Origin of the sequence: Legionella cardiaca (genome assembly GCF_029026145.1) — a bacterium.
Lineage (GTDB): Bacteria > Pseudomonadota > Gammaproteobacteria > Legionellales > Legionellaceae > Tatlockia > Tatlockia cardiaca.
In genome coordinates, this window is sequence record NZ_CP119078.1 from 2203111 (window position 1) to 2217783 (window position 14673).

The following is a 14673-nucleotide window of genomic DNA, read 5'->3' on the forward strand; positions in this document are numbered from 1 at the left end:
ATTGCAGAAAAAAATCCAATCACTTGAAAATTCAAAAAATTTTATTGAAAAGGCGTTCCATTAATTGCCTATTACTGAATTATTATAGTGCATTAATTTTAATTTTCCTGAAGAAACACCGTTTTTACTCTGTCCTTGTCATGAATTTTGCATCCATAAATCAGAAAAAGATCATGATCCCTAGTTTTCTTAATACAGTTGATTCTATACAGCGCTGGCCTCATTATTGAGCAAGAATCACTGTGGTTGAGAGAGCATTTAATAAAGATAAGCTATATTTATCATAGAATTAAAACGTATCTCAGCGTCAAGTATACCCATCTATATGGAGAACCCTTGAGAATATGACGAGACCTCAACACATTTTAATAACATTTAAAAATTTGCTCTTCAGCTTTTCTGTGATTTTTTTTGTGTTATTAACATTAGGATTAAGTGGTTGTAATCAACAACCGATAATTAGTATGCCTGGATACGTTGAGGGACGGTACATTTACCTCTCATCTTTATTTGCAGGAACGCTTAAATCTTTAAACGTAATACCAGGAATGAAAGTACAAGCAGGACAAATTTTATTTACTTTAGAATTGTCTCCATCCAATCAAAAGTTGGCGATTGCGAAGGCAAAGATTCAAGAAGCGACTAATCAGTTGCAAAAAGCGAACCTCTATTTTGAATTACAAAAAAAAAATAATCTTAGAAATACAATGTTATTAAAAAAAGACATTATTTCAAAAGAAGAATTTGAAAATGGAAAATCTGCCTACGAGCAAGCTCTCGAAGATAAAAAAGTAGCTGAAGCAAGATTGATTTCAGTACAGGCCAATGAAAAAGAAATCCTGTGGGAAATGAGTCAAAAAACAGTTACTGCTCCTGTCGATGCCCTTGTTCATAATACTTTTTATACGGTAGGTGAAAACCTACAGGCTGATAGCCCTGTATTGTCATTACTTGATCCTAAACAAGTTAAAATTATCTTTTTTGTGCCCCAAAATTTGCTTGGACGCATAAAAATTAATCAAGTAGTGAATGTTAGCTTTGATGCCAGTAAAACACCCATTAAAGCTAAAATCAGTTATATTGCTGATAGAGTCGAATATACACCACCTGTCATATACAGTATTGAAGAAAGACAAAAACTGGTTTTTCGCGTGGAGGCAAAACCCGATTTAGATGCAGTATTTTCCATAATCCATCCCGGCCAGCCTGTTAGCATTACATTGAATAATTAGGAAATCGCCTATGGAAGAATCAAATTTAATCATTGATGCGAATAATTTATGTAAAAGTTTCTCCGGCATACCCACTGTAAAAAATGTCACGTTAAAAGTTAGGAAAGGAGAAATTTTTGGATTTTTAGGCCCAAATGGCTCAGGAAAAACTACCGTTTTAAGGATGCTATGCGGTTTGTTAACACCCGATGAAGGCTTTGGAACTTGCCTCGGCTACGACATTCGCACAGAAACCGCCAGAATAAAAAAACGCATGGGCTATATTCCTCAGTTTTTTAGTTTATACAAACAATTGACTATCTATCAAAATATTCGACTCGCAGCGGAATTATATGGTGTAGCAAACCGCGCTGAACGCATTGAAGTAGTAATGCATCAACTCGAGCTAGATTCCCATAGAAACCAAATAGCAGGAACTCTGTCAGGGGGATGGAAACAACGCCTCGCTCTTGCTGCCGCTATTATTCATAATCCCCTTCTATTATTACTTGATGAACCCACAGCCAATGTTGACCCTGACTCAAGGCAAAAATTTTTGCGGCTGATGCGCCGTTTATCGTCTGAAGGAATTACAATATTACTCAGCTCTCATAACATGGATGAAGTCGAGCGTTGTCATCGAATTGCTTATATGTGCGATGGCGAAATGATTATGGATGGTAAAATCAGTGAAATTATAAATCGGGTTAATTTATCCACTTGGCAAGTTAGAGGAGACAATGTTGTTATTTTGGAGAAGCAGTTAGAAAATATACCAGGTGTGGATCAAGTAATTATACATTTCGATTCATTGCATGTTAGTGGTAAAGATCCTGTTGCTCTCGAACATGCTATTGAACCTTTTAGGAGTAGTCCCGATTTTTCTTGGAAAAAAATTGAACCCGTATTAGACGATGCCTTTATATGGTTGACTAAAAGTCATAGGATGGGTACTGATCAATTCAACTGAATATCTGACTAAGGGATTGCATGTCTAATATAAGCGATATCACATTACGACTTTTTGCCATACAAAAGAAAGAATTCATCGCAATGATGCGAGATGCTAATACCTATTTTTTTCTTATTTTAATTCCTTTAATTCAGGTTATTTTATTTGGTTACATTATAAACACCGACGCCAGGAACCTTCCTTCTATTGTTGTAGCCAAGGATTCATCTCAATTTACCAATAGTATTATCCAGTCCTTTAAAAATTCCGGGTACTTTGATATTAAAACGATTACTGCCGATGAGCATGAAGCAGAAAAATTAATGGACGTGGGTAAAATAAAATTCATCCTTTACATACCTGAAAATTTTTCTCGCGATCTTATCAAGAAAAAGAAGCCGCATCTTTTGCTGGAAGGTGAGGCAACTGATCCTATGGTGGTCGGAAATGCATTTCATGCTACTCAGCGAATTGTTGAGGAAGCTCTTCGCCATGATGCGGTAGGTCCTATTCAGTATCTAAAATCAAAAGACCCTGTTTTTACTGTTGATACACATGCCAAATATAATCCTGCCGCAAAAGCACAGTACCACACTCTTCCGGGATTACTAGTTTCTGTTATAACTATATCGCTCACCATGCTTACTGCTATTTCCATTACCACGGAATATGAAACAGGCACAATGGAAATGCTACTCATCACACCGATTCATCCATTGGAAGTTATTTTTGGTAAAATTATCCCCAACATAGTCTTAGGGTATATTTTATTTTTCCTAATTTTGGTTATTTCGCGATGGCTATTTCATGTGCCATTTTATGGTAGCTTTTGGCTATTAACGCTAGTCGCATTCCCATTCTTTATCGCTAATCTAGGAGTTGGAATCCTGACTTCAAGCATATCTAAATCACAGTTTCAGGCCGCAAATATTGCAAATACTTACGCCCTGCCGGCTCTTCTTCTTTCAGGATTTATGTTTCCATTTGCAGCGATGCCAGAATGGGCTCAATGGATAGGCCATTTGTTCCCTTCTACTTACTTTCTGCGAATAACCAGCGACATCATGCTGAAGGATGCAAGTCTAACCAATATCTGGCCCAATCTGTGGCCTTTGCTCATCTTTACCTTTATCGTTATTTTTGTTAGTCATCATTTTTACCGCAAAACCTTGGATTAGGGTTTTCTTATTTCGAGGATGGAAGAGTTCAGTAGATATGTTATAGTCATCAGCATTCATTATTTACGTTCGGTAGGGCAAGATGCAGCGGCGATTTGCCCGTTAAATTCAATCTATGGCAAGACACTTCATCATATTGTTAGCTTAAAATGGACATTGTATTGAGCAAATTATCCAAATTAGTCATAAAAAAATTTATAATAATTATAATTTTTTTATTCGGTAGAGGAAGTTGGTCAGCAGATTTAATGGAAGTATTTCAACAAGCGCTTGTTAATGAACCTATTTATCAAAATGAAGTCCTAAAAACTTTAGTATCTAAAGCAAATATCGGTATTGATCAATCCCTTTTATTACCTCATGTTGGATTTACGTCACAAGTCCTGGGAGATAAACAATCGAGTTCGGGAGCCATGGTTTCAAGCGGCCTTTTTCCTAGAAATAATAAAATAAAGGCCTTTGATAATCGCCTGTCACTTACTCAACCCGTTTTTAATTGGGCAAATTTTAAGCGTTTATCTGCTTCGAAATTATCCTATCAAATTGCCAGTGCCAATTTAAATGCAAAATTTCAAGATCTCATCGTACGAGTGGCGGAGGCTTATTTTAATACTTTGTATTATGAAAATAATCTTAATTACTATAAATCCAATAAAATTACTATGGCCAAACAACTGTCACAAGTAAAGGAGAAATATCGTATTGGTAAAGCGAATCGGAATGATTTAGATATGGCAATGTCTGCATTTAGTCTTGCCGAATCAAACTATATCACTGCACAATCAGAACTGGCAGAGCAGAAATTACATTTAGCAGAGATTAGTGCTATAGAATATCCCTATTTAGCTCGCTTAAAAGATAATTTTCCTAGAGAAAATCTTAAACCTGGCAATTTACAGAATTGGGTTGATGCAGCAGTTAGACAAAACTGGAGTATAAAAACTAACCAATTACGGGTTAAAGCCGCGAGAGAACGAATTAAACAGGCATTTGCAGGACATCTCCCCAATGCGAATGTAGAAGTTTACTATGATGTGTTACCCTTTCATATTCAAAACGGTAGCCTGCTTGTGGCAGCAGGTTCAAGTAGAGTAAATAATCTGGCAGCCGCGGTGAATATCAATGTACCTATTTATTCTGGAGGATTAGTTGCTGCCAATACCAAGAAAGCACAATACCTTTTTCGCATAGCAGAACAGCAGCTAGACGCCTCCTGCCGGAAAACTACCTATTCAGTTAAGCAAAATTACCTAAGAATTTTATCTGATATTCACAAAATAAAGAGTGATCAACAAACTATTGCATCGAATCAAAATTCGTTGAATAGATTGAAAGAGCGCTACGCCTTAGGAGCAACTGATTTAATGCAAGTTATCAATCAACAAGATAGATTGATACATTCCCAGATTGAACTGAATAAAGATAGATTTAATTACATTATAGAAATACTAAAATTTAAAAAGAATCTAGGAACTTTATCTATAGATGATATCAAAATGGTAAATAGTTGGCTTGAAAAATAAACAATTACCATTAAAACTTGTTTTTAGCTTTCACTAGCTTTTGTATTAAGGCCCTTTACGTAAAGTAACTCAAAAGTTGACAATGTTTTTTGGATATCATGCTTTTTCGCCATTGCATGCCCCTCCCTTCCCATTTTTAACCGTTCATCCTCTGGTAATACTAATATTTTATTAATTTTTTTTGCCAGCTCATTAGTATTTCCTGGCTGGAAAAGATAACCATTTTTGCCTTCGATGACTAAATGAGGTAGCGCCAAGGCATCGGCCAAAATGACAGGTAATGACGCTGACATAGCCTCTAGAGTAGCCAAAGATTGTAATTCGGCTGTTCCTGGCATACAAAATAGTGTGGCTCTAAGGTAAACTTTTCGTAACTTCTCATCAGAAATCGCTCCTAAAAAATGAATACGCCCAGAAACATTTAAAGAAGCAGCCAGTTTTTTCAATTTTTCAAGGATTTCACCTTCTCCAACTATTTCAGCATGTACGTTCAGTGACGGTTTAGTTTTAGCGATAGCCTTAATAAGTTCATCAATATGTTTCTCTTTAGCTAACCTTCCAACGAAAAGAACAATTGGATATGCAGGCTTTTCAATACATTCATCAGGTTTTAGCTCATAAATACTTGAATTAATCCCATTTGAAACAGTTACTATTCCTGGTAACTTTAATTTTTTAGTGAAGGTTTCTGTTGCCAAATCGGTAGGTGTGGTAATAATGGTTACTTTCTTTAGGACTTTATACGCATCATGCCATAAATACTTCACCAGTAATTTAATAAAAATATTAGGCAAAGGAACGTAAGGAGTGACATTTTCTGGCATGACATGGTTTGTGGCTACGATGGGTATTCGACGACGAATTGCTTCATTGATTACATATCGACCAATCATGAAATGACATTGGACATGAACCACATCAGGTTTCACTTTATCAAAAATTTTGCGTATTTCATTTTTAATTTGCCAGGGAAAACACATACGAAATGAAAGATGTGTAGGTATTGCATGCGATCTTAGACGATGTTCTATTATTCCATTTTTGTTGCCTGTAAAACTCTCTCCTGGGCTGCTACGAGGAGCAATGACATGCACTTTATGACCTAATTTCAATAAACCCTCAGCTAAACGCCCTCCAAACCGTGCTGCCCCATTAATATCGGGAGGATAAGTATCAGCAGAAATTAGAATGGTTAATTTTTCCGTCATGTGGGATTTTTTTGGTCATTTTTTGCTCTATTGAGTATAGCCTATAATAATTACTGATGTTGCACGTTGGTTTTATTCTTGAAAATTTAAAGTCCCTGATGATTTTAAAGTGTCTCAGCATCTTCAAACCTAAAGAGTAATTTTCGAGCAACATCCTAAACAGGTATAATATGGAGGTTTGAAATGATACTACCTATAATCCTGGCGGGTGGTTGCGGTAGCCGTCTATGGCCATTATCTCGTAAATTATACCCTAAGCAATTCTTAAAGCTTTATGGTTCCCAAACTATGCTACAAGCAACCATTACTCGCTTAAATGAATTAAGTCATCAGCTCCCTATGGTACTTTGTAATGAAGAACATCGTTTCCTCGCCGCAGAACAGCTAAGGGAAATAAATCTTTCTGAGAGCACAATTATTCTTGAACCCGAGGGACGAGGAACGGCGCCATCAATTACATTAGCAGCATTACTATCTTTGCAATCAGAGGATAATCCTACCCTGCTTGTACTCCCCGCCGATCATATCATTATGGACGAAAAGCAATTTCAACAGGCTCTAGAAAAAGGTTTGCCTTACGCTGAAAATGGTAGATTAGTAACTTTTGGTATACCCCCTGATAAACCAGAAATTGGTTATGGATATATCCATGCACCCAAAGAAAAAAATAATGATGAGATCATCAAAATAGTGGGCTTTACTGAAAAACCTGATTTAAAAACAGCGCAGACATTTTTAGAAACTGGGAACTACTATTGGAATAGTGGAATTTTTATGTTTACTGCTCGTGACTATCTTCATGAGTTAAAAAAATATCGAGAGGATATTTATATCAACTGTGTCAAAGCAGTTAATGGGGCTGTGAAAAACCGAGACTTTCTCTATGTTGATAAAGAAAGCTTTTTAAACTGCCCATCTGAATCTGTGGATTATGCTGTAATGGAAAAAACAACCAATGCTGTTGTCGTCCCGATGGAAGTGGATTGGAGTGACATTGGCAATTGGTCTTCCCTTTGGTCTATCTCAGAAAAAGATCTACAAGGAAATGTGCATGTGGGTGAGGTGGTAAATGTAGATACGACTGATACTTATGTTCACTCTGAAGATAAACTGGTAGTGGCAGTAGGATTAAAGGATATAGTTGTTGTGAACACAAAAGACGCACTATTAATAGCAGATAAAATTTCCGTCCATAAAGTGAAGCAAATTGTGGAAAAATTAACTGAGGATAAACGCAGTGAAGCGATTGTGCATCGCGAAGTATATCGACCTTGGGGCAAATTTGATTCTCTTGAGCGGGGCAAACGCTACCAAGTTAAACATATAACTATCAAACCGGGAGAAAAAATCTCAACCCAACTTCATCATCATAGAGCAGAACACTGGGTTTTAATTTCTGGTTCTGCCAAGGTTACCAAAGGTAACAAAACATTCTTGTTAACTGAAAACGAATCCACTTATATTCCTGTGGGTACAATTCATTCTCTGGAAAATCCAGGAATTTTGCCATTGGAATTGATTGAAATACAATCAGGTTCCTATTTAGGTGAAGATGACATTGTGCGAATTGATGATCTTTATGGACGCTGTAATTCTCAAAAAAACTCAGACACTGAATAAATGTGATATTCATTTTATTATCTTGAAAGCAGAAAGCTAGTGATCGGTTTTTTTTCATAACATCAAAACGCCTCATCAAATAATACGACATTATGAACTTCTCGTTGCTTCTTTAAAATGAGAGAATGATGCCTAATCATTGTCTATAGCCCCAAAATGAACACATTTTGTACTATATTTAATAAATAGTTCAACATGGATCGATGTGGAGGGAACTGCAATGAGAAAACAACTATTGATGGTTTTTACTCTTAGTATACTAACATTTGGTTTAACCAATTGCGGAGCACTTAGAGCGGGAGGAGAAGCCGTCGGCACGAGTGTGGGCTATGTAGCAACAACGGGAACAAAGGTAGTCAAAACAGTGGGGACAGGCGTCGCAACTGGTACAGGTTATGTGGTTAATGCCGGAGCAAAAACTGTTAAAGCAGTGGGTACTGGAGTAAAAAACGTAGTGCGTTAATCAGGATTATTCGCTTCACAAATGTAGGTGATCAACCTACATTTGTGCATCCTAGTGATGCTTACTATCTTTTATTCAATAATTCTCTCGTTTTATTCCAAAATGAAATAAAAGAAAGAAAATAATTCCATTTATTTTTAGCTGGAAGAGACTAACACCTCCTGAAAATCTGCAATACAAGTAGACCTCTCTAAACATTTTTTGTGTTTTTTAATCCAGAAAGATCGCAAGGCATTTTTAAATGCCATACCTCAGCACATCATCGCGCTTAATCCATCCCAAAGAATTAATTTTCTTTAATCCCAAAATAACATGCCGCGGCTATTGGCCGGAATAGATGCTAATGACTATGTAGATAACATCGATAAACCAGGGTAAATAAGCATAGCAAGCAGATTACTATGCTTGCTATGTCATCCCGAGCATCTCACGTCATCTCGAGCCTCTCACTGACAGCTGCAATATAAATAAAATTTTTCCTATAGATAGTGGTTATTACAACTGATTAATTTTCAAGCAAATGATCTTTTTTTGTACTAATATCTCTAGTGAAGGAACAACTATCAAGAGGAGCTTAACCATGAAAAGATTCATTTCTGTTATGTTTTTCTTGGGGTTATCGACCACCGGATTAGTTTCTTGTACCGCTACTCAAGTTGGTACTGCAACTGGTGCTGCTGCAGGCGCAGGTATTGGTTATGCGGTTAGTGGTGGTGATGCATTAGGAACTGCTATTGGTGCAGGAGCTGGTGCATTAATCGGTAATCAAATAGGTCGAGAACAAGATAGGAGAAATTGGTATTATCGAAATGGCTATTACTATTATTACTAATGCCTCAAATAACCATCTCTAGATTCACATCATTCCATTTTGTCTTGATTATAGGACTACTATGAAGTTATTGAGGCAAAATGGAAAACTCACTGTTATACTGAATAAAAAACTATACAAGGAATGTAGCCATGCGATTAAAAAATAAAGTAGCAATTGTGACTGGTGCTGCCAGTGGAATCGGCAAAGAAATTGCCCTGGTTTATGCCCGCGAAGGCGCAAAGGTAGCTATAGCGGACCTTAATCTCTCTCAAGCTCAAGAAGCCGCTGAAGAAATCCAGTCTAAGGGTGGTCAAGCCATGGCTGTAGAAATGAATGTCACCGATGAAGAACAAGTCAATACGGGTGTGGATAAAGTAGTCAGCAATTTCGGTGGTGTTGATACTTTAGTTAGTAATGCCGGGATTCAAATTATTAACTCTGTGGATAAATTACCCTTTTCTGATTGGAAAAAAATGCTGGCCATTCACCTGGATGGAGCCTTTCTCACAACAAAAGCCTGCCTCAAACATATGTATTCTGCCAAAAAAGGCGGCAGTATTATTTACATGGGCTCTGTTCACTCCAAAGAAGCGTCTGTCTTAAAGGCACCTTATGTGACAGCTAAGCACGGTTTAATTGGTCTTTGCAAAGTTGTTGCGAAAGAAGGAGCAGCTTACGGCGTAAGAGCCAATGTGATTTGCCCGGGGTTTGTTCGCACCCCCCTTGTAGATAAGCAAATTCCAGAACAAGCGCAAGAATTACACATGAGTGAAGAAGACGTTATCAAAAAGATAATGCTTAAGGAAACTGTAGATGGTGAATTCACTACTATAGATGATGTAGCCGAAACAGCCTTATTTTTTGCTTCCTTTGAATCAAACGCATTGACGGGACAATCTCTAATTGTTTCACATGGTTGGTTCATGCAATAACTCATGAAAAGTTAAAGTACTAGTTTTTAAAACTAGTACTTTTTTGCATGAGTTAATCTAAGATTTAATGACTTAGAATTATATGATCTGATAAATTTATATCAAATACAGGAGTTTTAAATAATGAAGGAATCAGAAATTAAAGAAAATGCATTTGCTATGCCTTTTTGTAGTCCTTCTTACCCGCATGGTCCCTATCGGTTTATAAATCGTGAATATCTGATTATTACCTACGAAACTGATATTGATTTGCTTCGTGAAATAGTACCAGCCCCACTAGAGGTCACTGAACCCGTAGTAAAATTCGAAGTGATTCGCATGCCAGACTCTACTGGTTTTGGTGATTACACAGAGTCAGGCCAGGTTATTCCCGTTCGTTATCAAGGCAAAGAAGGTGGATATACGCATGCAATGTATCTTGATGATCATCCACCAATAGCAGGTGGTCGTGAAATTTGGGGGTTTCCTAAAAAGCTTGCGCAACCCTCTCTTAAGGTAGAAAAAGAAACGCTTTTAGGTACTCTGGATTATGGTCAAAGTCGTATTGCTACGCTCACCATGGGGTATAAATATAAAACATTGGATTCTAAAAAAGTGGCCGAAGCCTTGGGTGCTCCAACTTATCTATTAAAAATAATCCCTCATGTTGATGGCACAACACGTATCTGTGAGTTAGTTGAATATCATCTGCAAGATATAACAATAAAAGGTGCCTGGACGGGACCCGCCCAAATTGAACTGTTTCATCACGCATTGGCACCCGTGGCCAAACTACCAGTCAAAAAAGTCATTAGTGGTGTTCATTTCGTTTCAGATTTAACATTACCTTATGGACGAGTTGTTCATGACTATTTGAAATAAACATAAAAGGTTTAAGCGTTCTTATATAAGAACGCTTTGTTTTTTATATTTTGCTCTACTTATAGGAACGTAAATGCTCATTTTGTTAGGATATCTCATAATACTAGCTTCAGTTTTTGGTGGATTTGCTTTAGCTGGAGGTCATCTGGCAGCAATTATTCAACCAGTTGAATTTTTAATTATTGCTGGTGCAGCTATTGGCTCGTTGGTTGTAGGTAATAGTTTGAATGTTTTAAAAGCAATTGGCAAAGCCATCCCCGGGCTATTTATTAGTCCAAAATCTTCTAAAATTTTATATAAAGATTTACTAGGTCTTTCTTACGCATTGCTTAATAAAGGACGTCAAGAGGGTTTTATGTCGCTAGAAGCCGATATTGAAGACCCAGCGGCCAGTCCTGTTTTTAGCAATTATCCGCGCATCTTAGCCAAACCTCATCTTGTTGAATTTATTTGTGATTATCTTCGTTTAATGATTACCTCTAACATGCAACCTTTCCAACTTGAGTCACTAATGGAAAGTGAAATTGAAACCTATCATCAAGAGGAAGCCATCCCCATTAATGCGATCACTAAATTGGCCGATAGCATGCCAGCATTCGGGATTGTTGCAGCAGTTCTTGGGGTTGTGCATTCAATGGAATCAATTAATTTACCGCCCTCTGAATTAGGTGTGCTAATCGCTCAAGCCTTGGTTGGAACATTTTTAGGTATTTTATTAGGGTATGGTTTTATTGGTCCACTTGCCACCACTTTAGAGCAACGCGCCAATGAATCTATCTTAATGTTAAACTGCATAAAAGTTACCTTATTGGCCAGCGCTCATAATTATCCACCAATTATTGCTACTGAATTTGGGCGCAAAGTTTTATTCTCCACAGCAAGACCCTCCTTTAACGAACTAAATGACGAAATAAAGCCTGTCAAACAGGAAGCCCCTGAAGCTGCTTAGAGAATTAATATGAATGACAAAAATTTGGTAATTATTAAAAAAACTAATAAACATCATAACGGTCATCATGGGGGTTCGTGGAAGATTGCTTATGCCGACTTTGTAACTGCCATGATGGCCTTTTTCTTATTAATGTGGCTTATTGCTTCGCTTAATAAGGCACAAAAAGATGGTTTAGCTGAGTATTTTAAGCAACCATTACGAATTGCTCTTATTGGCGGTGATAGCATGGGAGCCAGAAAGAAAACAGTGAATGGTGGTGGTACTGATCTCAAACAAAAAGATGGCCAAGTTCGAGCGGGAGATCAAAGTATCGCAGAAAAAAAAGAAGTGCAGCAATTAGAACAATTAAAAGAAAAGGTACTATCAACCATTACAAGCGATCCGGCCTTAGCTGAGTTAAAGAATCGTCTGCTGATGGATGTGGTTTCTGAGGGCCTGCGCATTCAATTAATTGATAATAAAAATAAGCCCATGTTTGGTATTGGGAGCGATGAAATTGATCCTGAGATGCTACAGGCTCTCGACAAAATAGCAAAAATTTTAAACAATGTCCCTAATAAAATTAGTATCCAGGGTCATACGGATGCCCACCCCTACCATAATCCAGAAGATTTGAACCAAAGCAATTGGGAATTATCAACACAGCGTGCCAATACAGCAAGGCGGGCGCTAGTCAAGGCAGGGATACCTGAAGATAAAGTTGTTCAAGTGATTGGTTACGCTTCAACGGTCTTGCTTGATAAGAAAAATCCCTTAAATCCTGGCAATCGTCGTATTACGATTATTGTGATGAAAAAAGATGCTGAGGCAAAAATTATTCAAAATAATTAACCAGACCAATTAAAGAATTGCAAATATCGAATAATATTCGATCCCTCTTTAGGACGCCTGGTTATATTCTTTGTAGATCTCAGATACTATTGACTTTGACTTAAATAAACAGACATACTGTTCATAATTACTCCTGAAGCAGCATTTTTGTTGCGGAAAATATAAATTATGGACCAACAAAACCTTAGATATTCTATGATGCGTCACCTGGCACTGTTCTCCAGGTTGGGCAGAAAAGATAGGGAATCAGCGCTAATCTACTTATCAGCCACCAACATCAGTGTCCAGGTGTATTAAACACTGGCTTCCTGCCAATAAGCGCTTTAAACAATCTTAATAGTAATCGCCTGTAGTTATAAGGCAGCCTGCTATTGATCCACTCCACACAAAACTAAGCAAAGTTTGGGCGAGTGTCTGATAAAAGAGCTGTAACCATGAAAATAGTAAACCCTAACGGCCAAGTGGATTTCGTCTATCTTGAGTTTATTTTAAAGTCTTACATTCAAAAATATATCGACGCGGTTCCTTCAAAGTACACTTATGTTAATGAAACGGGAGTAAATCCTGCATTTCAAGCTATAGAAGAAATTAAAACACCTCTTGATATCCATGAAAAACGTTTATTTGTCCTAAGAAGTGACCTCCTATTTGTCACTGGGATTAAAAATGCGTACCAGGAGTATGGATACCAAGGTTTAAAAAATGCCTTTGATGACAAAAATCATCAGTTTATTAATTGGGATGATAGATATGGGCATCCTTCATTGGCAATCCCTCATCATCTATATGATGGAGGAGTTCTTTACGCCGGGTTTATTTGTCAGCGTTTCACTTATTTAGAAGTATTTCTATCTTCGGGGCGTTTTAATCGTTATGAAAGAACTGCCGAAAACACTGCTCCTTTATTAACCGAACAGCAATTAATTGTTGAAAGCTATCTTTCTTTAAAACTAAGACAAACCTACGGTAAGCAGGCGGTTCATTTTTATGATACCTTTCCAGGAAAGCAGGATGATGACGATTCCGCACTTTTTTTTTCAGATACACCCTTTCCTAAAAGTAAGATTTGTCGAATTTACAATGAAAAATTAATTATAAAAGCAGGACAAAATGCTTTAAAGCATTTACATTATGCCGATGCTGAGCACTATATTGCCAAGAATATTCCGCCCATTAAACCTAAATACAGCTACGATGATGAAGGCAATATAAATCCAGGATTTCAAAATATTCAACAGGTCAATTTCCCTTTGCAACCTTTGGAAAAACGCATCTGGGTTCTAAGAACAGATTTTATTTTGGCATTGGGAGTTAAAAATGCCTATCAAAAAGAGTATGGCTATTACGGCTTAGAAGATAGTTTCAGTAAATCTGTGCATCCCTTCTTAAATTGGAAGGATAGATCAGGGCATCCATCTTTAGCTTTGGTGGAAAAAGATTACGATGGCTCCGTTTTCTATGCAGGCTACTTATGTCAACGAGAAAAATTTTTACAGGTTTATCTTGTTTCTGGACGTTTTGATCGTAGCGATTTGAATAAGGAACAAACACAGATTTTAGAGGCTTATATAGCCGCTCAGTTACAGGTAGCCTATGGCAAACAACCTATTGTTTTTGATTACGGTAATCCTGAAGATCCAGAGTATCATAAAATCTTTTTTGCTAATGGTTTATTTGCTCCGAGTAATCCTAGACGCATTTATTCGTCCGAAAGTATCAATCTTATTTTAGGCGATATACAACCGCCCCAATCCAATCTTTCTTATGAGGAAGTAGTTTGTTCTGGATCAATCCCTAAATGTGAATTTTATTAAGGGTAAACTTAAAAATAGGCAAGCAGACCGTTAGAGAAAATACCTCAAGTCAAACTCTATCTTACTACTAAATTTTTTTTGTAGGCGAATAATCAATTGATTTATCATGGGGTGATTATCGCGATCATCAAATCCACGATTATCTCTCGGGGTAAAGCGACCACCGGAAATATTTTCTAGTCATCTTTTTTGACTTTTTCTTTGGTTTGCTTTTTTGAAGAGAATTTAGACGATTTTTTCATGATTTTATCCTATAGCAAATAAAATACTTTTTAAGCATCAGTCCGGTTTTGAATTGAGGTCCAAACCCTCTG

General features: G+C 37.1%; 13 protein-coding genes. 12 read left to right on the forward strand and 1 reads right to left on the reverse strand.

Going from position 1 to position 14673, the window contains the following annotated elements; all coding sequences use genetic code 11:
• The first annotated feature begins 413 nt into the window (after positions 1-413).
• From PXX05_RS09370 to PXX05_RS09385, 4 genes are all read left to right on the forward strand, one after another.
• The gene (locus PXX05_RS09370) at positions 414-1232 is read left to right on the forward strand and encodes an HlyD family secretion protein (protein WP_275087962.1); all 819 of its coding nucleotides are present in this window, start codon (positions 414-416) and stop codon (positions 1230-1232) included.
• A 10-nt stretch (positions 1233-1242) separates the two neighbouring features.
• Positions 1243-2181, forward strand: coding sequence for an ABC transporter ATP-binding protein (locus PXX05_RS09375; RefSeq protein WP_275087963.1), 939 nt, complete (start codon positions 1243-1245; stop codon positions 2179-2181).
• Between the two features lie 20 nt (positions 2182-2201).
• Positions 2202-3341 carry an ABC transporter permease gene (locus tag PXX05_RS09380; protein WP_275087964.1) on the forward strand — a complete coding sequence of 380 codons (1140 nt, stop codon included), beginning with the start codon at positions 2202-2204 and terminating at the stop codon, positions 3339-3341.
• A 248-nt stretch (positions 3342-3589) separates the two neighbouring features.
• Positions 3590-4864, forward strand: a complete 1275-nt coding sequence (locus PXX05_RS09385; protein ID WP_275087965.1) for a TolC family protein — start codon at positions 3590-3592, stop codon at positions 4862-4864.
• 23 nt (positions 4865-4887) lie between these two features.
• Here PXX05_RS09385 and PXX05_RS09390 read toward each other — a convergent pair whose 3' ends face one another.
• Positions 4888-6072 carry a glycosyltransferase gene (locus PXX05_RS09390; RefSeq protein ID WP_275087966.1) on the reverse strand — a complete coding sequence of 395 codons (1185 nt, stop codon included), beginning with the start codon at positions 6070-6072 and terminating at the stop codon, positions 4888-4890.
• A 183-nt stretch (positions 6073-6255) separates the two neighbouring features.
• On the opposite strand from PXX05_RS09390, the gene PXX05_RS09395 reads away from it, so the two are divergent.
• From PXX05_RS09395 to PXX05_RS09430, 8 genes are all read left to right on the forward strand, one after another.
• Positions 6256-7692: a mannose-1-phosphate guanylyltransferase/mannose-6-phosphate isomerase gene (locus PXX05_RS09395; protein ID WP_275087967.1), complete on the forward strand. Its 1437-nt coding sequence runs from the start codon at positions 6256-6258 to the stop codon at positions 7690-7692.
• Positions 7693-7912: 220 nt separating this feature from the next.
• Positions 7913-8155: a hypothetical protein gene (locus PXX05_RS09400; protein WP_275087968.1), complete on the forward strand. Its 243-nt coding sequence runs from the start codon at positions 7913-7915 to the stop codon at positions 8153-8155.
• Between the two features lie 580 nt (positions 8156-8735).
• Positions 8736-8987: a glycine zipper domain-containing protein gene (locus tag PXX05_RS09405; protein WP_275087969.1), complete on the forward strand. Its 252-nt coding sequence runs from the start codon at positions 8736-8738 to the stop codon at positions 8985-8987.
• 131 nt (positions 8988-9118) lie between these two features.
• Positions 9119-9901: a 3-hydroxybutyrate dehydrogenase gene (locus PXX05_RS09410; RefSeq protein ID WP_275087970.1), complete on the forward strand. Its 783-nt coding sequence runs from the start codon at positions 9119-9121 to the stop codon at positions 9899-9901.
• A gap of 123 nt (positions 9902-10024) precedes the next feature.
• Positions 10025-10762, forward strand: coding sequence for an acetoacetate decarboxylase (locus PXX05_RS09415; RefSeq protein ID WP_275087971.1), 738 nt, complete (start codon positions 10025-10027; stop codon positions 10760-10762).
• 73 nt (positions 10763-10835) lie between these two features.
• A complete protein-coding gene (gene motA / locus PXX05_RS09420) occupies positions 10836-11711 on the forward strand; it encodes a flagellar motor stator protein MotA (protein ID WP_275087972.1) in 876 nt (291 codons plus the stop codon).
• A gap of 9 nt (positions 11712-11720) precedes the next feature.
• Positions 11721-12545: a flagellar motor protein MotB gene (gene motB / locus PXX05_RS09425; RefSeq protein ID WP_275087973.1), complete on the forward strand. Its 825-nt coding sequence runs from the start codon at positions 11721-11723 to the stop codon at positions 12543-12545.
• Between the two features lie 434 nt (positions 12546-12979).
• On the forward strand, positions 12980-14359 hold the full coding sequence (locus tag PXX05_RS09430; RefSeq protein ID WP_275087974.1) for a hypothetical protein: 1380 nt from the start codon (positions 12980-12982) through the stop codon (positions 14357-14359).
• Positions 14360-14673 lie beyond the last annotated feature (314 nt).